This window comes from Paenibacillus sp. J22P90 (assembly GCF_059692195.1).
The window spans coordinates 92,353-118,497 of the sequence record NZ_JCAUAY010000012.1; the positions used below are offsets into that span (position 1 = coordinate 92,353).

The 26,145-nt window shown below is 48.0% G+C and carries 21 protein-coding genes; all 21 read left to right on the top strand.

All coding sequences use genetic code 11. The annotated features are described in order from the left end of the window. Positions 1-11 precede the first annotated feature (11 nt). The 21 genes from AC58UX_RS28655 to AC58UX_RS28755 all read left to right on the top strand — a co-directional run bounded on the left by AC58UX_RS28655 (position 12) and on the right by AC58UX_RS28755 (position 26,145). Positions 12-5,687 (top strand): InlB B-repeat-containing protein, encoded by a 5,676-nt coding sequence (locus tag AC58UX_RS28655; RefSeq protein ID WP_497259143.1) that lies wholly within the window; start codon positions 12-14, stop codon positions 5,685-5,687. A gap of 228 nt (positions 5,688-5,915) precedes the next feature. Beyond that, the gene (locus AC58UX_RS28660; RefSeq protein WP_497259145.1) at positions 5,916-7,241 is read left to right on the top strand and encodes an ABC transporter substrate-binding protein; all 1,326 of its coding nucleotides are present in this window, start codon (positions 5,916-5,918) and stop codon (positions 7,239-7,241) included. A gap of 99 nt (positions 7,242-7,340) precedes the next feature. Continuing rightward, a complete protein-coding gene (locus AC58UX_RS28665) occupies positions 7,341-8,183 on the top strand; it encodes a carbohydrate ABC transporter permease (RefSeq protein ID WP_497259147.1) in 843 nt (280 codons plus the stop codon). Beyond that, positions 8,176-9,018 carry a carbohydrate ABC transporter permease gene (locus AC58UX_RS28670; protein ID WP_497259149.1) on the top strand — a complete coding sequence of 281 codons (843 nt, stop codon included), beginning with the start codon at positions 8,176-8,178 and terminating at the stop codon, positions 9,016-9,018. Before AC58UX_RS28665 ends, AC58UX_RS28670 begins: the two co-directional genes overlap by 8 nt. A gap of 52 nt (positions 9,019-9,070) precedes the next feature. Continuing rightward, positions 9,071-9,817 carry an SDR family NAD(P)-dependent oxidoreductase gene (locus tag AC58UX_RS28675; protein ID WP_497259151.1) on the top strand — a complete coding sequence of 249 codons (747 nt, stop codon included), beginning with the start codon at positions 9,071-9,073 and terminating at the stop codon, positions 9,815-9,817. Between the two features lie 28 nt (positions 9,818-9,845). Continuing rightward, positions 9,846-10,949 (top strand): hypothetical protein, encoded by a 1,104-nt coding sequence (locus AC58UX_RS28680; RefSeq protein WP_497259153.1) that lies wholly within the window; start codon positions 9,846-9,848, stop codon positions 10,947-10,949. A 33-nt stretch (positions 10,950-10,982) separates the two neighbouring features. After that, a complete protein-coding gene (locus tag AC58UX_RS28685) occupies positions 10,983-11,354 on the top strand; it encodes a RidA family protein (protein ID WP_497259155.1) in 372 nt (123 codons plus the stop codon). Positions 11,355-11,369: 15 nt separating this feature from the next. Continuing rightward, positions 11,370-11,972 carry a carbohydrate-binding family 9-like protein gene (locus AC58UX_RS28690; protein ID WP_497259157.1) on the top strand — a complete coding sequence of 201 codons (603 nt, stop codon included), beginning with the start codon at positions 11,370-11,372 and terminating at the stop codon, positions 11,970-11,972. A gap of 69 nt (positions 11,973-12,041) precedes the next feature. Further along, entirely contained in the window at positions 12,042-12,809 is a 768-nt protein-coding gene (locus tag AC58UX_RS28695) for an IclR family transcriptional regulator (protein ID WP_497259159.1), read from the top strand. A gap of 27 nt (positions 12,810-12,836) precedes the next feature. Then, positions 12,837-13,679: an SMP-30/gluconolactonase/LRE family protein gene (locus AC58UX_RS28700; RefSeq protein ID WP_497259161.1), complete on the top strand. Its 843-nt coding sequence runs from the start codon at positions 12,837-12,839 to the stop codon at positions 13,677-13,679. 23 nt (positions 13,680-13,702) lie between these two features. Continuing rightward, positions 13,703-15,181 (top strand): M81 family metallopeptidase, encoded by a 1,479-nt coding sequence (locus AC58UX_RS28705; protein WP_497259163.1) that lies wholly within the window; start codon positions 13,703-13,705, stop codon positions 15,179-15,181. Continuing rightward, positions 15,178-16,485: an aspartate aminotransferase family protein gene (locus AC58UX_RS28710; protein ID WP_497259165.1), complete on the top strand. Its 1,308-nt coding sequence runs from the start codon at positions 15,178-15,180 to the stop codon at positions 16,483-16,485. Before AC58UX_RS28705 ends, AC58UX_RS28710 begins: the two co-directional genes overlap by 4 nt. A gap of 77 nt (positions 16,486-16,562) precedes the next feature. Continuing rightward, positions 16,563-17,348 (top strand): creatininase family protein, encoded by a 786-nt coding sequence (locus AC58UX_RS28715; RefSeq protein WP_497259167.1) that lies wholly within the window; start codon positions 16,563-16,565, stop codon positions 17,346-17,348. Then, positions 17,345-18,322, top strand: a complete 978-nt coding sequence (locus AC58UX_RS28720) for a C-terminal binding protein (RefSeq protein ID WP_497259169.1) — start codon at positions 17,345-17,347, stop codon at positions 18,320-18,322. Before AC58UX_RS28715 ends, AC58UX_RS28720 begins: the two co-directional genes overlap by 4 nt. Further along, positions 18,319-19,332, top strand: a complete 1,014-nt coding sequence (locus AC58UX_RS28725) for a zinc-dependent alcohol dehydrogenase (protein ID WP_497259171.1) — start codon at positions 18,319-18,321, stop codon at positions 19,330-19,332. Before AC58UX_RS28720 ends, AC58UX_RS28725 begins: the two co-directional genes overlap by 4 nt. A gap of 17 nt (positions 19,333-19,349) precedes the next feature. Then, entirely contained in the window at positions 19,350-20,117 is a 768-nt protein-coding gene (locus tag AC58UX_RS28730) for an SDR family NAD(P)-dependent oxidoreductase (RefSeq protein ID WP_497259173.1), read from the top strand. After that, entirely contained in the window at positions 20,114-20,371 is a 258-nt protein-coding gene (locus AC58UX_RS28735) for a YciI family protein (protein ID WP_497259175.1), read from the top strand. Before AC58UX_RS28730 ends, AC58UX_RS28735 begins: the two co-directional genes overlap by 4 nt. Continuing rightward, positions 20,368-21,285 (top strand): aldose epimerase family protein, encoded by a 918-nt coding sequence (locus AC58UX_RS28740; protein ID WP_497259177.1) that lies wholly within the window; start codon positions 20,368-20,370, stop codon positions 21,283-21,285. The genes AC58UX_RS28735 and AC58UX_RS28740 overlap by 4 nt, the downstream gene beginning before the upstream one ends. Positions 21,286-21,304: 19 nt before the next feature. Then, complete coding sequence (locus AC58UX_RS28745) at positions 21,305-22,456, top strand: oligogalacturonate lyase family protein (protein WP_497259179.1); 1,152 nt, start codon at positions 21,305-21,307, stop codon at positions 22,454-22,456. Between the two features lies 1 nt (position 22,457). Then, positions 22,458-23,891, top strand: coding sequence for a sulfatase family protein (locus AC58UX_RS28750; protein ID WP_497259180.1), 1,434 nt, complete (start codon positions 22,458-22,460; stop codon positions 23,889-23,891). Between the two features lie 13 nt (positions 23,892-23,904). Then, positions 23,905-26,145 (top strand): RIFT barrel domain-containing protein, encoded by a 2,241-nt coding sequence (locus tag AC58UX_RS28755; protein WP_497259182.1) that lies wholly within the window; start codon positions 23,905-23,907, stop codon positions 26,143-26,145.

Sequence of the window (26,145 nt, forward strand, 5' to 3'; positions counted from 1 at the left end):
ATTTTCTTAACATGGCAAATAAAATGAAACCCATTATGAGATTTCTACTTATTGTTGCAGTGATCATGTCACTTGTTCTCCCTACTTCAGCATTTGCAGCCTATGCGCATCAACCCGTCGAGATTCAAGAGCCGGCCTCTCCTATCCAGATCACCGTGAACGGTAAAAACATGAAATCGGATGTATCGCCTAAGTTTATCGACGGCAAAATATGGGTATCAGCCGAGGCGATAGCTCATTATTTATATTCGGTATTTTATGAGTCTATCGATGGCAAAGATTTCATTTTAAAAAATGATTATTACGAAATGAAAGCTACATACGGAAGCAATGAAGTTACATTAAAAGATGGCTCAACGGTTACGACAGAGATGCCCTTTAAAGAAGGAATTCGAAGTTTTATCCCTTTAGATACACTTATGTATGCATTTGAAGCAACCTACACATGGGATGCAACGAGCAATACGGCAAAGGTTCTCTATGATGAGAACCGCCATATTACCGCTGATGCCGCTTTGCCGGTAGGTGTACCGGGTGTTGATATAACCGCCGTGGGAAAATCGAGAGACGGTTATTATAGTATTCCGAGCGACGATCCGAACGCCGAAGTAACCGTATGGCGGAAGTCAGCGGATCCGGCTAACTATGTAATTGCTCAACCGAGAAATACGGGGAACGCTTGGTTAGTGGCGCCGAAGCCTGGCTACAATGCGGCAACAGGAGCTTTTGAGGGGGGCCTTAGTTATTTGTCCGGCGGCGGCAGCAACGACATCATTAGAGTGAGAATTCACTACTCAGACGGCAGGCCGGATAAGGAATTCAAAACGACGATTTCCACAAGCGCAGCTCAAAGCGGTTCCGGCATACCTAATACAGGTAACGAATTGCTTTTGAGAACGACGTTTAATAATTTAAGTGTGTATCTGAATTATGCGGGTTATACAACTCCTGGAGATACGATTGCCTATAAGCTGCCGACATCACCTGTCACCACCATTCAGGTTGTCTCTGACCCTGCCAATGAGGTGAAATTCAGGAAAGTAGGCGCTGCGACATGGGAAGACGGCCTGTCACTGGCATGGGATTCGGTCAACAAGCAGTTCAGAGGCTCAATTGTCGGTCTTGAACCAGACACGGATTATGAAGTGCAAGTGAAAGTCCTTAAGGATGGTTCTACCTACACCGAGCAAATTAGAACATGGAAAGAAGAAGTTCCAATTGCTAGAGATATACCGATCGCTTCTATCTATGAGCCAGGAAAACCGCTGTCGGTTCAAGGGCTTAGAGGCACGGAAAACGGATATTTCCGAATCATAGGGGACGGAAGTACCGTTATCGAAGTAACGGACGAATTTTGGGAAGCGGTATCGATCGCACAGTCCGAGTATGTGATTTTGGAGAACTTAATTATCCGTGGCGGCAAGAGAAGCGCGATATCGGTTCTCAGTTCAAGTCACCACATCCGAATAGTGAATAGCGATATTTCCAATTTCGGAAGAGAAGCCACACAGTACTTGGCTAAACAAACGGTAGTTGCCAATGCAGATCCAAACCTGGCTGTTGACTTGCGTACAGGGCAAAGTTATTCTGCCAACGCAACGCCTGTTAACAATGACTCAGGTATTTTTATAAGCGATGCAAGTAATCTCGTTATCGAAAAAAATTACATTCATGATGCAAGAACGAAAACCAATGCATGGAACGGCGGCGGCGGTAGAGCGTGGTACCCTGAATGGGACGATAAGCATCCGCAAGGTGTCAGTGCCATGTATGCAAGAGGCGGGCAAGGTGTCATTATTCGATACAATGATATTGTTGGAAGTGATGATCATCGTTTTAACGATGCCATTGAAACTTGGGGGAATGGTGAAGTAGACGGCGGTGTTGGTAAAGATTCCGACGTGTACGGCAATTATTTTGCCTATACCCAAGATGACAGCGTCGAATTAGAAGGCTCGGATATGAACGTAAGGTTTTACAACAACAAAATAGAAGGGGTCGCAAATGGCGTAGGTCTTGATACGAACTATGTTGGTCCCATTTATTTGTATAGAAATGTCCTAACAAACTTGGGTGACGAATGGGGCTTGATTCAAGGCGCACTGAAGCACGGGGCTGCTACGAAGGAAGCGAATATGGGGTTGGGCGCTAACTATCTGTTCAACAATACAATTCTTAGCTCAGCTAGTCATATTACCCGCAAAGACAGTCAAATATACAGACCGTACTATCGCAATAATATTATTGAATCGATGGACAGTCCTTTGGCGAATGGCCAAGTCATCATAACAATTAAGCACATTTACAATTATCCTGGCGCTAGCTACGATTACGACTTGTTTAACGGTTCTGGGGTAACCACGAATGCTTTCAGTACGACCGGTGGACCTCCGCCGATTGTTGAGCCCAATGGGGTAACCGGTGAAAAAATCGGAACACCTGTAACGGCTATCAATCCGGATTCCAGCAAAAAGGCTACCTTCACAAACAGAGCCGAAGGTGACTTGAGCCAAACAAGCGGAAGCCTTGGTTTTGATAAGGGCACAACGATTAATAACTTTGTAACCGCAGCCGACTACGCTGGTGCAGCACCTGATATCGGAGCGATAGAAAGCGGCAAAGATGTCATTGTTCCGACGAGACCAACCGCTTTAAGATCAAGTGGCAGTAAATATCAACTTAACCTTACAGGGAACACGACGCAGCAAGTTGTTATTAAAACAGCCGGTATTCCGACTGGAACTAAGTATGATTTGCGCAAAAACAGTGATTATAATTGGTTTACGGTGACCAATGCAGAAGGAAATACGCAAGGTACGATCACGCAAGGTGTCGACTTGGTACTCACGGTAACAGGCTACCCTAAGAAAATCGGTAAAAACTTCTTGGGCGAACAGTTCGGAACAACCATTACGAAAGGTCTTGCTGACCTAGCAAATACAAAAGCGAATGTATTAACGGGTCAACCGGCAAAAGGAAAAGGAGCTTTCCTTGTTAAGTTAGACGGTGGTCATTCGTTACCAATTTCCGTTTATGTATCGGAAGGTGACTATGATACGAGTTATAGTCTTACCTATAAATACAATGACGGTATTACATCTGATGCAACGGTGACCGTTCATGCAAACGGCGAGTCGCTCGGTGAAACCGTTACGCCTCCGACGCCGACGAGAGCCAATTATACGTTTGTAGGTTGGTTCGACGAGACGTATGCGAACAAGTTCGATTTCAGTAAAGCCGTCGAAGCGGATACGGTACTTTACGCCAAATGGAAGCCGAACATTCAAAGTTTCACCGTCGCGTTTAACACGAATGGCGGATCGGCTGTTGCAGCAATTTTCGATCTTGCCAGCGGAGCAACGATTGCCAAACCGGCAGATCCGACTAGAAATGGGTATGCTTTTGACGGTTGGTATACGGATGGAGAATTCCAAAACACGTTTGATTTTTCGACTGGTGTTATTACACAAAACATAACACTTTACGCCAAATGGACTACGCTAGACACGGCAATTCCTAGCACATGGGATCAAGCTGGCGTCGATGCAGTTCTGAACAATCCGGTATTTGCCGGCATTCTAGACTTGTCTGGTTTTACAGCTTCACCAACGGGCAATGTGACCATTCACGTACCGATGAACAAGCCGCTTACAATCAAAGGCAATCCTAACGTTGAGTTTGTGGGCTTGGCGATTATTAATGAAGGTAACAATGCATTAACGATTAATAATCTAAAAATGAAATCAGCAGACGCACAAGCTAAATCAGCTCTGTACTTCGCGTCAGGCAGCAACTCGCTCGCGCTTGCGGGCACAAACGTGATCACGACGGTACACACGGCACTCACCGTCGGCAATGGAGCGGGAATAGGCGTGCCAGTTGGCAGCGCCTTGACCATCCAAGCAGCGGATGCAAGCCAAACGCTTGCCGTGACTGGCGCCATTGAGGGCGCGGGCATTGGCGGAGGGAAAGGCAGCGCAGCCGGTGCCATCACAATCGCCGGCGGCAAGATTACGGCGACAGCCGGCGGGCACGCCGCAGGCATCGGCGGCGGCAGAGGCGGCGCAGGTGGCGACATTACGATCACCGGCGGAACGATTTCGCTTGCCAAGGGCGGCAGCAGCTCCGCAGGCATCGGCGGTGGTAATGGCGGCGCAAGCGGCAACATTACCATCAGCGGTGGAACGGTGACGGCTACAGGTGCTAACGCAGCAGCGGGCATTGGTGATGGCGCGCTCGGCACGGGCGGCAATATCTCGATCTCCGGCGGTACAATTACGGCGAGTGGTGGTTCCTCCGGTGCAGGCATCGGCGGTGCAAGCGGTAATATCACCATCGGCGGTGGAACAATTACGGCCACAGGTGGTGGTTCCGCAGGCGCAGGTATTGGCGGCAGTACTGGCAATGCAGGCGGCAACATCACCATTACCGGCGGAACGGTTAATGCCGTAGGTGGCGGCAATTCAGCCAATGCAGCCGCAGGTATCGGCGGAGGTAAGAATGGCGCAGGCGGCAATATCCTCATCAGTGGCGGAACGATTACGGCCACAGGTGGCGGCGTGACCACTGCTATAGGGGCAGGCATTGGCGGCGGTGAAAACGGGGCTAGCGGAAACATTCTAATTTATGGCGAAACTACCCAAGTCACGGCTATTGCTAAAGCAGCTTCAGCTTCCAACATCGGTGCGGGCTCTGGCGCATCAATGGCGGGTAACGTCTTTGTGGCCTTGCCAAAAGGCAAGCTGAGAAACCTAAGCGCGGACCTAGGGAATACAATCGCATTCTCGTCAACGACGGGTGCGCAAGGCACAGTAACAGCGGAATTGCCTTCACCGCTTAATGCAGCTCCATTCCCGGCATCCGTAGGTGTGTTATCAAACCTAAGTCCAACACCGACGAACATGTCTGTGATCACAACGCTTGCGGATAAAGAGGTTTCTTTTGCCTATCCAAACGCCAAGCCAATCACGAAGACTGGTGCTGAACTCGTGGCAGCTGGTGCAGCCGTACCATTTGAGAAGCCTATATCAACCAGCCTTGAAGTCAACTTCCCAGGCGTTGAGAATGTCATGGTAGAGTACTACAAGACCTCATGGATTAACGCCGGTACCTATAGTAACAGTGCTGATATTCCTTTTGAAAAGGGCAGCCTGACGACAGGCAAGTATACGGTGCGCGTTCGCAAGGACGGCATGTCGTATACGTTCCCGGATGTGATCTTGTACGAAAATCAGGTGAATGTTTTCAATGTACCTGTTGAAACGATTACAGTTACAGGCATCAAGGGAGAAAGTAAACTCTCTATTGTACAATCAGACTGGGTATACCAGACGCTGGCCTATCACAATGGAGACACTGCGACCTTTAAAGTCTTCGCGAATCAACGCGCCTATGAATTGCAGATCATTCATACAGGGTTTCATAAAATTATCTTAGGTGGTGTTTCGGCAGGCAGCACGGTTGACATTAGCAGCTATTTCTATTCGGTTACCGTTCCTCAGGGCGTGTCTACCGTAAGATTGCAGTCTAACAACTGGATTATTAACCCGGCTAACGCAGGAGCTGTGATTCCGTTGCTTAAAACGAATCAGCTAGCGAAGATGAGTTACGTATACAACGGTCAGACAATCAATGTGGATTTTCTTCTTGATGGGACAGATCCGTTTGCCGCTATTTTAACTCAATAGGAAGTCGTAACTCTCAATTGCAAGAAGTCAGATCTTTACGCTGTAAACATGTGGCTTCTGACTTTGTCAGGAGTCATATTTCATTAGCTCCGATTTGTAATATTTCATAAATGTGAAAACATTTCATTGACGTGAATTAACAGTCGAGATATAATTGAGTTACATAAGAAAGCGATTCCAACTAGGTGTTCTACATGATTAAGTACACATATATGGGAGGGTTTTTAATTGAAAAAGACGAGTATCGTATTATTGAGCAGTATGATGGTAGCAACACTTACAGCTTGTGGTAACGGTCAAACAGAATCAACGGCAACGACCAGCAGTGCACCTGCTGCGGCTACGGCAGCTGCGCCACCCAAAGAAGTGACGCTGAAGTTAGGTTTGCCAGGAAGTTACGACGTTACCAAGAAAGAGATTATCGAAGGTTTTCAAAAGAAATTCCCTCATATTAAGTTGGAGATTCAAGACGCGCCATGGGCTGAATTTGCTACGAAAATTACAGCGCAAATTGCCGGCAACAATGCCCCAGATATCTGGTTCCAGGAAAATGCGATTGTCCTTGGTTACGGGAAGCGGGGGGTAGCGGAGGATCTTGCGCCCTACGTGAAACGCGATCTTAAAGAAAGCGACTATGTTAGCATGCTGAATGCAGGCAAAGGAACGGATGGCAAGATGTGGGGTATACCGCATGGCATTAATCCGGTCGCGTTAGCGTATAACAAGAAGATTTTCAAAGATGCAGGGGTTGCTGAGCCAAATGAAAACTGGACTTACCAGGATATGTTGGACACAGCTAAAAAGCTGACAAAAGACACCAATGGCGATGGTAAAACAGATATTTACGGCATGTCCGTCGAAAATAATATGACACAAGGCTTCTTCCTATGGTCGAAGATTTATGGAGGCGGCTGGTTGGATGAGACTAAAACAAAGTCGATGCTCTTGGATCCGAAAACCGTGCAAGGGATTACGGCATGGCAAAATGCAATGAAGAGCGGGATTGCACCAACGTTCGATGTTTTGGAAAAGAACGGAAAAATCGCTCAAATGTTCGGTGAGAACAAAATCGGTATGATGATTATGCAATATAGTGGACAGCTTACATACAAGAAAGATTATCCGAATCTAGACTACGATACAGTGATGGTTCCTAAAGGTATGGACGGTAAACGAGTGGTTCCGTTGGTTGCGAATTCGTGGGTCATCTTCTCGAAAGCGAAGAAGGAACAGAAGGATGCAGCTTGGGAATTCCTGAAATACTTCTTAGCTGATGAAGCGCAAGGCTATTTGGCTGCAAGCGGCGCTTCGCTACCACTTAAAATTTCGGCTAACAGCAAGCTGGATCTGAATACGGCTCCAAAAAACAAAAAAGCATTTACCGAGGGTGTTGCCCAAGCGGGTATGACCACGGATGAAACACCGTTCTGGAATGAAATGAAAACGACGGTCCAACCGGTCTTCGTCGAAATGTTCAAGGGAACTAAAACTGTGGATGTTGGCTTGAAGGAAGCGAATGATAAGTTGAATACGGTTATTAATAACAACAAGTAGCTAGATCGCAATGTTAGGGGGAGGTTAACGCCTCCTCCTATATTTATGAAGGAGTGTTGCGTCATACAAAGGTACAACTATTGGGGATATATACTAACGTTGCCATTTGTCATCGGTTTTCTCATTTTCCAAGCGTATCCTTTTATTTTCTCCTTGTATTTAACCTTCACGAAGTGGGATATGTTCAATGCTCCGCAGTGGGTAGGTCTCCAAAACTGGAAATCGATTTTCCATGAGAAGCAAATGTACTACTCGTTTCGCAATATTTTCTTTTTTGCTGTGATCTTTGTGCCATTGAAAACGGGTATAGCGTTCGTTGCGGCATATGTATTAAACCAGTCCATCCGCTTCAAAGGATTCTTTCGGGTCATTTTCTTTTTGCCTGTCATTACACCTTGGATCGCAGCAGGTATGGTCTGGTCATGGATCCTGAATTCTAATTTCGGTGTCGTCAATTTGCTGCTCAGTTACATAAACCTGGGTCCGTACAAATATCTCGATAATCCGAATTGGTGGGTAGTCATTGGAAGTGTAGCTATAGCGAACGTATGGAAAGGTATGGGGAGCTCGATGGTTCTCTTGCTGGCAGGTATGCAAAATATTTCAAAAGATCTGTATGAAGCTGCAGATTTAGATGGCGCCTCGAAATGGCAAGTGTTCAAAAGCATTATCGTTCCGCTCGTTTCGCCGATGGCTTACATGGTACTGATCCTTTCAACGATTTCCGCATTTCATGCCTTCGATTCCTTCCTTACGTTGGTCGGTGCGCCAGGTGGCGTCAGGGATCAATTGCTAACCGTGAACATTATGATTTACCGAGATGCGTTTATTTTATTCAAAATGGGACCTGCTTCCGCAATGGCATGGTTGCTGTTCATTGTAATCTTGATCATTACAATCTTCCAACGGAAGATGGAGAAGAGGTGGGTGCACTATGACTAAAGAATCCAAATTCAGCGCAACGTTGCTTTATTCGTTTCTAATCATAGGCGGACTCTGCATGTTCATTCCTTTCTATTGGATGGTCATGACCTCGATCAAAACTGGAGCGAAAGTGCTGCAGATGCCACCACAGTGGTTTCCGGATCCGATTACTTGGCAGCATTATACTGCCGCATGGAACAGTCAAAATGTGCATTTTGCCCGTTACACGTTTAATAGCTCATTTGTAACGATTCTCGATGTTGCCGGAACGATGATTTCTTGTGCCGTCATCGCATTTGGGCTTGCAATGTTTGAGTTTAAATTAAAAAAATGGATCTACCTGGCAATGGTTTCGACTTTGATCCTGCCTGGTCAGGTGACCATGGTTCCGCAATATTTCATTTGGAAAAATCTCAATGCCCTTGACACCTTCTATCCATTAATCGTGCCAGCCTTCCTCGGAGGAGCATTCGGAATTTTTCTCATGCATCAATTTTATAAAACATTGCCAAGAGAGCTGTTTGAAGCAGCGCTTATCGATGGCTACACCCCTTGGGGAGTACTCTGGCGCATTTATATCCCGTTGTCCAAACCTGCGCTTTCGGCGCTAGCGGTGTTCACCTTCATCGGTGCATGGAGTAATACGATGGGACCACTATTGTATTTAACGGACAACAAAATGTTCACCTTGCCGCTGGGCCTCTTGTTCCTTAAGGCGGTTAATGATCAACCGAATGAAATTCCAATCGTGATGGCTGCTGCATTCATTATTACCATCCCGGTTATCGTCTTGTTCCTGTTTGCCCAGAAGCAATTTATTCAAGGGATTGCATCGTCCGGCCTGAAGGGATAAGCGGGAAGGGGGCAAGAAGTGACCCTTATTGTGGAAAGCAGGAGGTTTTAGAATGAGTTTACAGCTTCAAGATAAGGTCATTGTGGTGACCGGCGCGCTTGGCAAAATTGGCTTCGCCTCGGTGCGGATGTTCCTGGCTAGAGGAGCTAAGGTCATCGCCAATGATTGGGTGGCGGCGGAGGAATCTCCCCGCATGATGGAGCTTCAAGCACAGTATGGTTCAGATCGCCTGCTCTTCGTGCAGGCCGACGCGAGTAAAGAAGATCAGGTCGCTGATATGTTCCAGCAAATCCGCGAGCAGTTTGGCCGCTTGGATGGGTCTTTTCATAATAGCTATACACAGAATCGCAAGCCGGTTGCGGTATACACGTTGGAGGATTGGAATCAAGTTATCCAAGGTACGCTCACTTCGACTTTTCTCATATGCAAGCATGCCATTCTGTTAATGCAGGATTCCGGAGGCGGGTCCATCGTCAATACATCCTCCGTCCTTGGCGTAAAACCGCGAGCAGGAGAAGGCGCGTACGGCTCGTCCAAAGCTGGGGTCAATTTCTTGACGCAGGTCATCGCTGCTGAGAATGCCGTTTATGGTATTCGAGCAAATGTGATCATACCGGGAGATGTGAAAGAACCGAAGCCGGTGTCGCCTGAGAAGGCGGAAGAGCTGCGAAAGAGTACCTGGTTAGGACGCAGCGGCACGCCGGATGAGATTTCCGAGTTAGCTTCGTTCCTGCTGTCTGATGCTTCTTCGTATATTACGGGATCACAGTACACGATAGACGGAGGAATTCGGATATGAGACCGATGAAGATGGAGGCGGCACAAGGATGAAGAAGAGAGTCGCAGCGATCATTACCCAGTATAAGCTCAATTCGCACGCCGATGTGATTGTCAGCAGGCTGCTCGGCGAGCTTGGCTATGAACCGCAAGTTGAGCTGGTTGCGATGTACGTTGAGCAAGTAACTGAGAGAGACTTGAGTCGTGAGTTGTCCGCTAAGCATGGCGTAGCGATCTGTGCCACGATTGAGGATACTATTGCCTGGGGCGCTCCTGAACAGAAAATCGACGGCATTGTCATCATCGGGGAACATGGAGATTACCCATGGAATGAGAAACAACAGCACTTGTATCCACGGCTGCGGTTTATGAAAGAAACGCTAACTGCCATGGATCTTCACGAAATTCGCGCACCGATATTCCTTGATAAGCATTTCTCCTACGATAATGAAGATGCGCGATGGATTTATGAGGAAGTTAAGCGTCGGGATATCCCTTTCATGGCCGGATCCTCCATTCCATATACCGATTATGTGCCTCACTTCGATCGTTCCTTTCTACAAAGAGGCCGTACTTTCTTTGTCGTCAGCCATGGCGGGCATGAATCCTACGGATTTCATGGCATGGAAGTGCTGCAAGTTCTAGCTGAGCATCGGCTTGGCGCCGAGTCAGGTGTTGCGTTCGTTCATGCCTTGGCTGGGGACGAGATGTGGAAATCGATGGATCGGGCGGAATGGCCGGAGGCGCTGATGATGCAAGCACTCGCACTCGAGCCGGAGCTAGCCGGAAGACATCCACGCAATGAATGCCCTGATCCCGCGCTATTCGTTGTTGCGTATAACGACGGCACGAGGGGGTATGTAGCGCAGCTTCCTAAATTCGCTACGAGATGGAGCTTTGCCGTTCAGGATCATGCAGAAGCTAGTATCGCTGCGTATTGCAATACAGGGCGTGAGCGGCCTTACAGCCATTTTACGAAATTGACCGAATTAATCGAACAAATGATACAGTATGGCACACCTCCTTGCCCGATTGAAAGGAACCTGTTAACTACGTACCTCATTAATACGGCAATGGAGTCCTTGTATCTGAAGCGTCCGTTGTCCTTAGATGCATGGGGCGTTGCTTATGACCCAGGTTTATATACGAGCTAGCTACTCTTACATTACAAAATATGGAGGTCTTCTATGCGAACTGAGATAATGGGTTCAAACAGCTCTAAACCAATCTCACCAGCCATCCAAACGGAATCATTGGTATTCGTTTCGGGGCAAGGTGGACTTGACCCTCAGACAGGCGCCATTGTTGGCAGTGATTTGGAATCGCAAACGATTCAGACGATGGAAAACATTAAACAAATTCTCGCCGCTGCTGGACTTACGTTGGACGATGTGGTGAAATGTAATATTTATTTGAGCGATAGGAAGCTGTATGAAGAATTCAATAATATTTACAGACGTTTCTTCACCAGCCCGTTTCCTAGCCGCACAGCAGTCTACTGTGACTTGAACTATGATCTGCTCGTTGAAATTGACGTCATCGCCCAGAGACGGAAATAAGGGAGAGAAAATGCTATGGTTGCGCACGTTTACAACTGCATCTATCAGAGTGGAAGCGAAGTGCGCTGGGAGGAAATAGGGAGCGTGCCGCTTGTTGATACCGTAACTGGAGAAGAGGCACGTTTAAACACAACCGTGAAAATTTGCCGCACGGATCGCTATATCCATGTGCGCTTCGAATGTGCCGACGATCATATCGTTGCTACCTATGAGAATCGGGACGACCCTATATATAAGGAAGATGTCGTAGAGATCTTTATCGATGAGAGCGGGCAGGGCAGGTTTTATAAAGAATTCGAGCTGAGTCCTCGGGGCGTTGTATTCGATGCCCTCATTGATAAAGAAGAAGGACAGAAACAGAAGGTTGATCCTAGCTGGAATTTAGACGGATTGCTGACTCAGGTAACGTGGCCAATAAAAGGAGTAGCTGTGTACGACATGGCGCTTCCTGTTGCTTCCTTCGACCCAGCTCCGGCTCCAGGTATGATTTGGAAAATCAATCTTTACCGAATCGATCAAGACCCCTCAGGTCAACGCCATTATTGGGCTTGGTCGCCGACTGGATCGCCAAGGAATTTCCATGTTCCGGAAAAATTCGGCATACTTGTATTTTCATAAGCGATCGGATAAGCTACAATCAATAAAGCGTTTTCATCAATATAAAACGACTTCAAGGGGGAATTGCGATTGGAAAAACAACAAGCGCATAAAGTCAAATCAGCGGATCGGGTACTGGACATCTTTGAGCTATTTACCGGAGGGACCGATTCCTACAATTTATCGGAAATTGCCAAAAATCTAAATATGCCTGCCAGCAGCACCTACCTCATTTTACAGAACATGTTGAGCCGTGGGTACCTGGAGACAGACAAGTCCGGAAAGCAATTCCGTATTGGATATAAATTGTTTACGATTCGCAATCGTTATATTCAGAATACGAGCTTGACTGGCGAGTTTTATCAAATTGCGGATAAAATCTCGGAGGATTTAAACGAAACGGTCAGTTTATCCGTGAGAAGCGGGAATCAGCTTTTGTATTTAGGGGAGAAAGTAAGCAGCCAAGCATTGCGGTTTACGCCTAATCAGAGTGATGTATTTCCCCTGCATGCAACGGCTTCTGGCAAAATTTTGCTTGCCGACTTCACGGAAGAAGAATTGCACGCGCTTTATCCGGTCGAAAAACTGGAGCAAGTGACAAGTAAAACGATTTCTTCTTTAAAGCAGCTGCACCTTGAATTAGAAAAAGTAAAAGCCCAAGGCATTGGTTACAACCTAGGTGAAACGGTGCTCGGCGTTCATTGTGTCGCAGGGGCTGTTGTTGATGCGGCTAACAGAACAGTAGCTTCTATCAGCATATCTGTTCCTGAGGTGCGCATTACAGAAGAGATCTGGGATAAAGTGCATGTATGGATCAAGCGTGCTTGCGAAGAACTAAGTCAAAAAGTATATCGGTAACCTTGGATGGAAAGGAAGCTCCCCTCGATGAGTGATTCCAATTATATCAGTCGGTCATTTACAGAACCCGAGGGTTTCACCAAGAGCATTGAAGGACCTGCTTGCGATCGAGAAGGGAATTTGTATGCTGTGAATTATGCCCGTAGACATACAATCGGGAAGGTAACGCCTGCAGCCGAATGCTCTATATTTCTTGAATTGGAAAATGGAAGCACTGGCTGCGGGATCCGTACAAACCGGCTAGGCGACATGTTCATTGCAGATCATACCGGCCATAACATTCTCAAAGTCGATATCGCGACGCGCCAAATTTCCGTCTATGTTCATGAACCGACGATGAATCAACCGAATGATCTAGCGATAACGTCAAGCGGGGTCATTTTTGCTAGCGACCCGAATTGGAAGGACTCCACGGGACAACTCTGGCGCGTGGATACAAGTGGCAAGGCCACACTACTGGAAGCCAACATGGGAACGACTAACGGAATTGAAGTCAGTCCGGATGAGAAGACTCTTTATGTCAATGAAACACGACAACGCCGAATTTGGGCCTACGATCTATCGGCGGACTATCAAATAAGCAATAAACGGCTCCTTATCGAATTCCCTGATTTCGGTTTGGATGGCATGCGTTGCGATATAGCTGGAAATTTATATGTAACCCGTCATGGAAAAGGCAGCATTGCCAAAATTTCACCTGACGGCGAGATACTGCTGGAGGTCCTATTGTCGGGCAATGACTGTACCAACCTGACTTTTGGCGGACCTGACGGGCGTACTTGTTTTGTGACAGTTGCCGATGTAGGCAATATCCAAGTATTTCGATCAGATTTTCCCGGTAGGTGTTGGCAGTTACTCCAAGAGGATTGAGCGAATGGAAGGAGATCATAGATATGAAGCTAGCGATTGTCGGCCTATTTCATGAAACGAACACGTTTGCCCCAGGTATAACCGAAATGGACGATTTTGCTCCGGAATGGATTCAAGGCAACGAGCAATTTCATCAAAGATATGAGCACACACGAACATCCATGGGTGGCGTTATCGATGGGGCTCGATTGGAGCTCGCGGACTTGGCATGCGGATTGTACACCGCGGCTCCTCCAAGCGGAATGGTCAGCCGTAGAACAGTGGAGGCCCTGTTCGATTCAGTGGTTTCCTCTATTGATTTATCAGCTGATGGAATCGTTGCCATTCTGCATGGCGCAATGGTAGCCGAAGGATATCCCGATATAGAGGGTGAACTCGTTCGCCGGATCCGAGAAAAGGCAGGTCCTTCGAAACCCCTTGCCGTAACACTGGATCTGCATGCCAATATCAGCGCGCAAATGGTCGAGCAAGTCGACATTCTTGTCGGTTATGACACCTATCCGCATATCGATGCCCATGAAAGAGCGGTGGAGGCAGTTCAGCTGCTTGCGCAGATGATCCGCGGAGAGATTAAGCCAGTGCGTGCATTCGACCAACCTCGTTTACTCCTAGTACCGCAGGTGATGCTGACGGACGTCGCAGGTCCGATGCAGGAATTGATGGGGCGCGCATTCGCTATAGAGCTTGATCCGAAGGTACTCAATGTTACTGTGGCTGGCGGCTTTCCGTACAGCGATGTCCCTGATGCTGGCGTTTCTTTTGTGGTAACGACGAATAACGATCAGGCACTTGCTGAGCATTATGCCGAAGAGCTTAGCCAGATGGCATGGGGACTGCGGGATAAGCTGAGAAGCAATGGATACCCGGCAGCTGAAGCTGTTGCAATGGCTTTTGCAGAAGAGAATGGTCCCGTCATCCTCGTAGAGGGTGCGGATAATGTAGGCGGAGGCGCTCCCGCAGATGCGACACATGTATTGAAGCATCTGATCGACGCACCGCGAAAATGTCTCATTGTGATTCGCGATGCGAAAGTTGTGCAAATGGCCCATCGCCAAGGTGTTGGCGCCATATTGGAAGCTGCAATTGGCGGTAAAAGCGACCAATTGAATGGCGAGCCAGTCCCCATTACAGGTGTCATCCGACTTTTGTTTGATGGGAAATATACGCATATCGGTCCTTATATGACTGGACAATGGGCGGATATGGGCAAAACGGCTGTCATCGAAGCCGGCAATTTAACTATTATTTTAACAGAAAAGCGTACTGCACCTTGGGATCTTGGTCATGTCACGTCAGTAGGTTTACGTGCTGAAGACTTTCATGTCATCGTTGTGAAATCCGCCATTGCGTGGAAGACTGCTTTTGGTCCCCTATGTAAAAAAATCATTCAAGTCGATACGCCAGGCTGTTGTGGCGAGAACCTTGTCCACTTTCAATATAAACATCTGACTCGTCCTATTTATCCTCTTGATCCTATTTCATACAAGGAGGCATCCCAATGAGAACTTATGACAAATCGATTGCCAAGCATCAAGCAGCCAAACAGCATCTTGCAGGCGGAGTAGCCAGTTCTTTGCGAGCATCCATGAAACCAACTCCCTTGTATGCAGAGTCAGCCAAGGGTGCACGCATCCGGGATGTGGATGGCCATACATATATCGACTACTTGCTTGCTTACGGCCCACTCATTTTGGGGCATGCGCATGACGGTCTAACCGAAAGTATCCATCAAGCCTTGCTCAATGGATCTACCTACGGGCTGCAGCATGATGGTGAAATTCAGCTTGCTGATTTGCTGGCAGAGGTCCTTCCTTGCGCAGAAAAAGTATCGCTTAGCGGCTCCGGAACCGAAGCTGTGATGCTGGCGCTCCGACTGTCTCGTGCATTCACGAACAAGACAAAGGTCGTGCGTTTCCATGGGCACTACCATGGTTGGTCGGATTCGATCTTCACCTCCTTTCCCAGCTCGGACATGAGTCAAAAAGCCTCCGATGGCCAAACTTCTACAATTCCGCCGGGCACATTCGGACAAAGTGAAAACAGTCTGGATGATATCATCCTACTTCCTTGGAATGATCCTGTTGCCTTAGAATCTACACTCCGCACACGCGGTCATGAAATCGCAGCTGTCATTACGGAGCCAGTCATGTGCAATTCCGGCTGCATCCAGCCTAAGCCAGGCTATCTAGAGCTGATCCGCAAGCTGACCGAAGAGCTTCATATCGTCATGATTATGGATGAAGTGATTACCGGGTTCCGACTTAGCTTGGGCGGTGCACACGGCAGATTCGGTATCCTTCCTGACTTAGTCATTATCGGCAAAGCGATGGGCGGCGGTATCGCCATCAGTGCGGTAGCAGGTAAAGCTGAAATTATGAAGCTCGTGGACGATGGCAAAGTGAGCCATCTGGGTACGCTGAACGGAAACTGCGTGTCTACCGCAGCGGCCATCTCGACAATTAGCCACCTCGCGCAGGACAACGGTGCTGCATATGCACAAATGGAGGCTTTATTTATAGAGCTTGCAACCGGAATACGCGTTTTGCTGGGCAGACATGGTATCTCTGGCGTAGTCAACCAAATTGGCCCTGTGCTTCACATGATGTTTATTGATGCCGTGGAAGTTAATGACTTCGATACGTTCAATAAACGCGACTCCACCAAATATAGCCGTTTTGCCGAATTGATGCTGGACGAAGGCGTATTACTCCGTCCGAATGGTCTTTGGTACATTTCCACGGCACACCATAGATTGGATATTAAAGAGACATTGCTGGCAATGGATCGCGTATTATCACAATTATAATATTGCATATAATGGTTTAATTGGGTCATTAAATACAATAAAAATTAGGCTAAATAGCATAAATGGAGGTGCACGCAATGGATACACTCCTATTTCACCATTTGACAAGGGAAGAAATTACGGAATGCGCAAGGGCTGGTTACGCCGCAGTTGTGCCGTTAGCGGCAACGGAGCAGCACGGAAAGCACCTTAGTGTCTATACCGATAGCCTGATTTGCGAGCATGTAAGCACAGAGGCTGTTCGTAAAGCGACCGCTGAAGGAAAAGCGAAGCTGCTCCTGACGCCGCAATTGTCGATAGGCTGCTCTAGTCATCATCTGGCCTTTGGCGGCACGCTCTCGTTTTCCTCGGAAACGTACTTACGGATACTCAAGGAAATCGGAGAAAGCTTGATCAAGGACGGATTCCGCAAAATCATTTTTATTAATTCACATGGCGGCAACGCCAACATCATGAATCAGGCGGCGCAGGATTTAGCTGTGGGGCATCCGGTGTGGGTCGCTTCCGCCTCCTACTGGAATGCGGCTGGGCAAGCGATTACGGCTGCTCGGGAAGAAAATCGCGGAATGGTGGCAGGGCATGCCGGCCGTTTTGAAACCTCGCTGATGCTAGCGCTTGATGAGCGACTTGTACGGAAGGATCTCATTCCGCAGGAGCATCCTGAGCTGGATTGGATATTTGGTGCGCGAGCTGGCACTTTTATCGGCTGCCATGGCAAGTTAACCGGTGCTGATGGCATTACGGACAGCAGTGAGGCTGCTTCCGCCGAGCAAGGACATGCGTATTTGGCCGCCATCGTAGATGGTGTGGCTCAGTGGTTCGTAGATTGCTATGCGACAATGGAAAAGGAGTGTAAGGGATGACAACATACACGGTAGTAGTGACGGATTATGGGTTTCCGGATTTAAAGCAAGAAGAGGATGTCTTGTTGCCAATGGGTGTCGAGCTCCTTTCGGGTCAATGCAAAACGCCAGAGGAAGTGCTGCAACTAGCGAAACAGGCGGATGCGATTATTACGGAAAGAGCGCCGATTACGAAGGCAGTCATCGACAGCCTGGAGCGCTGCAAAATTATTGTCAGGTACGGCGTCGGCGTAGATAATGTGGATATTGAAGCGGCCAAGGCAAGAAATATTCCTGTTGTCAACGTTCCGGACTATGGGACGGGGGAAGTCGCCGATCATGCGATGTCCTTGCTGCTTTCGAGCGTCCGCAAAATTCCGCAAATTGTTGCCCAAGTACGCCGTGGCGTATGGCAAATAACGCCGTGCCGACCTCTTATGGGACTTACAGGGAAGACGTTAGGCATTGCCGGCTTCGGCAACATCGGGAAAGATGTGGCCAAGCGAGCGCAAAGCTTCGGTATCAACACAATCGGCTACGATCCATATGTGCAGCAGCCTGTTTTTGAGCAAATGAACACACAGAAGGTTGATTGGCATCAATTGCTGGAACAAAGCGATATGATCTCCGTTCATCTTCCTTTAACGTCGGATACGAAGCATATTTTCAATCGTGATGCCTTTGAGCGTATGAAATCAACGGCTTATCTGATCAATACGTCCAGAGGAGCGGTCATTCACACCGAAAGTCTCATTGAAGCGCTAACGAGTAACCAAATAGCTGGTGCAGCATTGGATGTACTGGAGCAGCAACCGGTTGCGCTGGACAGTCCCCTGTTGAAAATAGAGCAGTGCTTGATTACAAGCCATTGCGCTTGGTATTCGGAAAGTTCTTTAAACCGACTACAGCGTCACGCAGCTTTGGAAGTACAACGCATATTTAACGGTGAGCGTCCGAAGCATATCGTCAACGGTGTGGAGGTATACTCAGCATGAAGACGCTGGTATATCACGGGCCGAGGCAATTAAGCTTGGAGGACAAAGACGATCCGCATGCGGGTCCGGGAGAGGCCGTCATCAAGGTCGAAGCCGCAGGGATTTGCGGCAGCGAGTTGGAGGGCTATTTAGGCCACAGCAGCGTCCGAATCCCGCCATTAATTATGGGGCATGAATTCTGTGGCACGATTAGTGAGATAGAACATGGAGCAGGTGCAACAACAGGCTTTGCCGTAGGAGACAAAGTCGTAGCCAATCCGCTAATCTCTTGCGGCTCTTGCGACCGCTGCGTAATCGGCAAGCGCAATCTATGCCGTCATCGTGAACTAATCGGCATTCATCGACCAGGCGCGTTCGCTGGGTATGTGACCGTACCTGTAAGCAGCCTGTACCAGGTGCCCAAAGAAATGGATGCCGCTGTCGCCTCATTGGCGGAACCGCTAGCCGTATGCATCCATGCGATCAAGCTGGGTCTTCCGTATTTGGATGATCTCATTATTTATGGAGCCGGAACGATCGGCTTGCTGACTCTGCAGGCGGCGTTGAATATGGGAGCTAATAAAGTGCTGGTCGTGGATCGCCAGGAAGTGCGGCTGAATCACGTCAAGCTTCTAGGTGCTGAGGTTGCGACGCCTGATCAAGTGGAAGACAAAGTGACGGAGCTGTTCGCTCAGCGTGGAATCGATACGATTATTGATTGCGTCGGTGCAACTGCTGTGAGACAGCAAGCGCTGCAATTGATCAATCCTGGCGGAAATATCGTGCTCGTTGGCTTGGGAAGCGATGAATCTCCTTTGAAAATGAATCATCTTGTCCGTCAAGAAGTGAACCTACTCGGTTCCTATTCCTATACGGATGCGGATTTTAAACATGCGGTTCAGATGCTGGTCAGCGGGAAAATCAGAACGGAAGGATGGCTGGCGAAGCGCAGCTTGTCTGATGGACCCGACACTTTCCGGGCTTTAGTGGAAGGTAAAACCGAATTCAGCAAAATTACTTTACATCCTTAACTAAAGAGGGCGATACCATGCGATTTGAGAAAAAGGTTTTCATTGTTACCGGCGGCGGAACTGGCATTGGCCGGGCTACTTCCCTGCGTTTGGCCCAAGAAGGGGCCAACGTCGTCATAGCCAACCGTTCTGAGAAGAACGCGATGGAAACGCTGGAGCAAATGGAAGGCTCGGCGGGAAAAGCTATTTTCGTCAAAACCGATGTGGGACAGTCTAACGATATACAGAGGGTGATCCAGACTGCGGTTGATACCTTTGGCAGGCTGGATGGCATTGTCCATAGCGCTGCAATTGAATCCTTACTTAGTGTTGTCGAATTGTCCGAGGAGGAGTGGCACAACACGATCAATGTGAATTTAACATCCGCTTTCTTGTTAGGAAAATACGGCATTCCACACATGATCAATAGTGGCGGAGGCGTCATAATTAACGTCGCTTCCGTTCACGCGCATGCAACGATTTCAAACTATGCAGCCTATGCGGCTTCAAAGGGCGGACTGATGGCTTTGACCAGAAGCATGGCGATCGATTATGCCAAAAAAGGAATTCGCGTCAACGCGGTTCTTCCGGGCGCGACCGATACGGGCATGTTGAATCGATATGCGGAATTGGGCGGTTTGCATGGTGCTGATCTAAATGAGGAATGGAAAGATGCCCAGCCGCTTGGTCGCATCGGAAAGCCTGAGGAAGTTGCCAACCTCATTTGCTTCATAGCAAGTGACGAGGCACGATTTATGATTGGCACGGGTGTAGTCATTGACGGAGGGATGTTGGCTGAGCTATGAAACAGTACATCGCGATTTTACCGATGCTGGATGAGGAAAAGAATCGACACCATCGACCAGCACACTTGGCGTATTTGGAGGATCTGGAAAAGAAGGGCTCGATCTATCTGAAAGCTCGTTTTGTAGACGGAGCCGGTGGCATGGTGATTTACAACGCGAATTCGTTGGAAGAAGCTGAAAAGCTTGCCTCCCAAGATCCGTTCGTTATCCATGGTGCGCGCTCATGCGAGTTCCACGAACTGCTCATCGTATGACGGAACAAATCCGCTTGGAGAATGAGCACCTGTTGATTGACATCCTTCCTGCACTCGGCACTAAAATTTGCTCGCTCATCAATAAAAAGACCGGAAAACAATGGATGGATCGACCCGAAGGAAGAGGAGAGTTTCGTGAGCCCCGCTATGGCAGCTTGTGGGAGGAATGGGATCGATGCGGTTGGGATGAATTATTTCCAAGCATTGACGCTTGTTCCTATCCGGTAGATCCATGGCAGCACGTCCAAATTCCCGATCACGGAGAAGTCTGGGCATTGCCGTGGGCGTGCAACAAAGTTTCCGACACAGAGATGCATGCTGTTGTTCAAGGACGCGGGCTGCCTTATCGACTGGAGAAACAGATTGTCTTGAAAGGTAGTCAGGTGCATTTCTCTTATCGTTTAACCAACTTGAGCGAGCATGATATGCCTTATTTGTGGGCTCCACATCCGATCATTGCTGCTACGGAATCGATGCGCATCTGTTTGCCGCCATCCGTAGGCCAAATCGTAACGACCGTTTCGTTAGATCAGCGTTTGGGAACATGGGGAGCGGTGAAGGAGTGGCCAGCTTTTGTCGGTGAGGACGGGGCCAAAGTAGAAATAGACAAGATGCCTGCCCGTCATTCCGGCGTGGCCGATAAGTTTTATGTAAAGTCACCTCTTCAAGAGGGCTGGTGTTCTGTAGTTGAGGAAGCGACAGGAGAGCGATTTACACTTATTTTTGATGTGAAAACGATACCTTATTTGGCCTTTTGGATGAATGGCGGCGGTTGGAATGATCATTATCACCTTGCGTTGGAGCCAGCGACAGGGTATTTGGATAATGTGAGCATCGCTCATGATTTGAACAGCTGCCGGGTAGTAGAGGGTGGCGGCGTCAATGAGTGGGAGTTAACTTTGGAAATCAGCTAGATCTAGGAGAGTGAACCCATTGATAGGTAAAGTATATCCATCGGAAAAGAAGTCGTACATCGATGAAAAAACGGGAAAACAAGTGTGGCAGCTGACCGAAGGCTCCTCCAACAATGTTCATCTTTATTTTACGGATAATTCCTTTTCGTTAGAGGACGAGGAAATTTACTTTCTCTCCGATCGTGGGAGTGAGCGAGGGCTGTACAATTTTTTTAAGATGGATCTGGCAACAGGACTTATGACACAAATGACAGATGAGCCCGCAGGCGTCGGCTATACCGGCTTCAGCACGAAGACAACAGACAGCGAGCTGTTAGTCTACATTACAGGCAACAAGATCAAGAAGGTGAATACCCGAACGGGAGAGATCACCGTTGTCTACGAAGAAACCGAGCGTATGACGTTATGGTCACCTTTTATAAGTCCCGATAAAAAGCTAGTTGGTTTTTGCCGCAACGAGGATGTCTCCATTACATATGGCAACAATTACGCTGGCTTCAAGGAGACGATGTACGCGATTAAACGGGGCTTTGTCACGATTGCCCATATGGATGGTTCCAAGGTCTATAATGCTTTTGAAGACACACACTGGCTGGGGCATTTTCAATTTTCCCCTCATAACAGCGATCTGGCCATGTTCTGTCATGAGGGTCCGTGGAACCAGGTTCATCAACGAATCTGGCTATTAGAAATTTCCTCAGGTAAAGTAACCCCTTGCTTCAGGCAGGAGGAGGATGACTCTGTAGGGCATGAGTTTTGGACGCGAGACGGCTTAATCTTCTTCGATAATCGCAGAAAAGGACATGATGGCACGATTACCTCGAAGCGAACGCAGGCTACGATCGTTGCGGAGGAAAGCGGGCAATCGCCTTATATCGGGTTAGCTGATGAGAACGGCGAGGTGCTCAAAACGATTCCGATGCCGCATTACTGCAACCATTATCATGCCAACAACGATAACAGCTTATTGGTCGGGGATGAAGTCGATGATATTGTCCTCATCACATTGAACAACGGTCAAACAGAGCTGAAAACGTTATGTACGCACCACACCTCATGGGGCTCCCAAATGTCGCATTGCCATCCGACGTTCAGCTGGAAGGCTGACCGCATTTTATTCGCCTCCGACCGAAGCGGAACGATACAGCTCTATTTGACGGAGGTAAAGTAAAATGAAAAAAAAGAATTTATTGTTTATTACAACGGATCAACAAAGACAGGATTCACTGCCATGCTATGGATTGGATTTTATGAAAACGCCTAATCTGGATTGGATTGCTGATAATGGCATGGTGTTTAACAACTGCTACGTGACAGCTCCGGTATGCGGGCCTAGCCGATCAGCCATGATGTGTGGGCAGTATCCTTCTGTCGTCGGGACGTTATCCAACGATACCAATCTTCCTGAGGGGACACCGGTATGGCCCGAGATTGTTGGCAGAGAAGGCTATCAAACGGCTGCGATTGGCAAAATGCATTTTACCCCGTGGGATCAACTAGGCGGTTTTAAAGAACGAATCATTTGTGAGGATAAACGGCATTTTTATTTACCTGATGACCACTATACCTTTCTGAAACACAACGGATTGGACCGTTCGAGTCCAGTTGAGTTTCCGGAATATCAGGAATCACTCGGAGCGCCTTATTTTATTCATGAAAAGAAGTTTCACCCCGATGTATTCGTTGCAGAAAGCGCAGCACAATGGCTGGGAACGAATGGCGACGAGCCTTTTGCCGTCTGGGTAAGTTTTCCGAGCCCGCATGATCCTTACGACCCGCCTGCAGAAATGAAGGATATGTATGAAGCATGCGAGATTCCTGAGCCGATTCAAGGTTCTGTAGAAGCGAACTATATGTTGGAAGAACAATTGGCGTTCTGCCGGGATACGGAGAATAATTCGGTTTTCAGAATTGATCCTACGAAGGCAACTCCCGAGCAAATCAGAAGATGGCGGAAGCATTACTATGCGACAATTTCTCTGATCGATGAAGGCATTGGCAAGATGATAGAGGTATTAAGGGAAAAAGGCGTGCTGGAAGATACGTATATCGTGTTTACAAGTGATCATGGCGATGCGCTGGGTGACCATGGTTTATCCTATAAATATTTCTTTTACGAATCGATGGTCAAAGTTCCACTTCTTGTGTATGGACCAGGTGTGGCGAAAGGCAGCACATGCGATTCCCTCGTTAGCACGGTTAATCTGATGCCGATGTTCTTAGATATTTGTGAGGCTCCTAAACCGAAAACGGTTCAAGGGAAAAGCTTAATGGCATTAATCGAGAACCCTGAGAAGCCCATTAATAAGTATGTTTTTAGTGAATTCCTGGGACGTTCCATGGTGTATGACGGTAGATATAAATATGTTCATTATATTTCTGGTGGCGAAGAACTGTTTGATGTACAGGAGGATCCACAAGAGATTACGAATAGATCGAAGGATGAGACGTTGTTTGGCATAAAGGGCGATCTGAAAAGCAAACTGATTGAGCATATGTTGGAATGCCAGAGCTTACTTAAACAACGAACGACAGTTGAAACCCATCCGGAACGGAAGCGAATTGATGACGAGTATAAGCAGATGAGGATGAGTATCCGAGCTTAGGGAGGAGAACATGATGAACATTTCCTTACATTTTGAAAAGTTGTCCAAGTTTCCGCGCCATGAAGAACCTAGCACGATTGCTGTTCCTTTTGCGGAAGGGATTGTGTCAGATAGCTCAAAAGTGTCTGTTCTAGATGGCAACGAGGTCGTACCGACGCAGTGCCGAGTAACGGCAACGTGGCCGGATGGCTCTGTGAAATGGCTGCTGCTGCACTTCCTTGCGGATCTTCCGGCCAATCTGGGCAAATCATTCGCCATCTCAACGGATTGTGAAACGGTTTCGCCATCTCAACCCGTCGGAATTCAGCAACACAATGGATCCGTTGTGATTACGACAGGTGCGCTTGAAGCCGAGTTGTCAGCTCCGGGTGAAACAGGCTTATTCAAGTCGTTGAAGCGCAAGGATGGCTTTCCGACGCATAGCGTAGTAGGTCCGTCGCTTCGAGATGCATCGAACCAGGAGTATGTATGCGAAATTTCCGCTGATGGCTGGCGCGTTCTCGAAGCGGGTCCTGTTCGGTGCTCGGTTGAAGCGAAAGGGAAGCATCTCAGTGCTGACGAGAATCGCTGGTTCGATTTCGTAGTTCGGGTCTATGCGTTTGCCGGAAAACCGTGGTTGATGGTCGATTATCAGATTATCAACAAGGAGTCGGACAAGGAGCAAGTGATTCATGCTGCTGAGCTGCGTATTCAATCTGCGCAGGATGTTCTGCAATCCGAGCAGCTTCGATTGGGAATTAGCCGCTTTGGGCCGGACAAGAGATTGTCAAAGAGCGGAGTGAAGGGCGATCGATTATCGTACGGCTTTACGGCCGAATCTCTGAAAAAAGAGTTTATCGAAGACATACCGGAAACATTTTGCGGTACATTCTGGGCAGATATGAACGAACCGAGCCACGGTGGCATTAGTGTGACGCTGTTCCAGGCCCAACAAAACTTACCTAAATCTCTGGATGTGACATCCGAAGAAATAAATGTGGGCATCATTCCTGCGGGACATCCTATTACCATGATGCAGGGGATGGCCAAAACCCATCGGTTTTTCCTGCATGTACATGGAGCGGAGGAAACGCTGGAGCAGGTTAACGTACGCAGTCTGCAGATGCAGATGCCGGATCATCCTGTGCTTGAGCGCGGAGCCTACGAGCGAGCGGGGATTATCGAGGCCATCCCAGGCGATCAATTCATCGACTGGGTTGAGCGTGGATTTTATCGCATGGCGGACGGCCGAGCGAAAACCTTTGGCATGCTGCATTGGGGCGATGCGCCAGACAAGAACTATACGTTCCAAGGCAGAGGCGGCGGCGATTGGGTTTGGGTGAACAACGAGTATGATCTTCCGCATGCCATGATGCATTTGTTCGCAAGAACCGGAAGACGAAGATTCTATGATTACATGCTGCGAGGCGCTGAACACTGGATGGATGTGGATATTTGCCATTATAGCGAGGATCCTTTACGTCAAAATGGGCAAATCATGCACTCCGCCAAGCATGTAACTGGCGTCGTTAAAATATGTCACGAGTGGGTCGAAGGCCTACTTGATTATTATCATATGACTGGCGAACAATCTGCGTTAGCGGCCGCTATTGGGATTGGTGACAACATAACAAGGATCTTAAATACGCCTCGTTACCAAGGAGAGGGTGGCATTGCCGCTAGAGAAAGTGGTTGGGCGCTTCGCAGTCTGACAGCCTTGTATAATGAAACTTATGAAGAGAAATGGCTGGAAGCTGCGGATCGCATTGTTGACCATTTTGAAACGTGGAAAAATAAATTCGGTACGTTCTTGTCCCCTGCTACGGATCACACAGTTTACCGGTCAGGCTTCATGATTTGCGTAGCTGTCAACAGCTTGATGCGCTACTATAAAGTTCGCCCACAGGAACGGATTAAGCAAATGATCGTGGACGTAATGGACGATTATCTGGAGCATTGTTATGTGAAAGAAACGGGCTTATTTTACTATAAAGAGTTACCTAGTACACAGAAACTGCACAGCAACCCGATCTGTCTAGAGGCGTTGTCTTATGCCTATGAATTTACCGGTGAAGTGAAGTTTCTGGAAGCAGGTCGAGCTACGTTCCGCGAAGGCATTGATATCCGTGGGGGCGAGGGAGAAGGTAGAGAAATCTCGGGTGATGCCCTTATTTTCTGGGGAGATAGTCCGAAGAAGTTTGCGCAATATTACTATCCGATCTTCTATTATTATCAAACAATTATAAAGGCTGACATGCATCGAGATATAAAATAA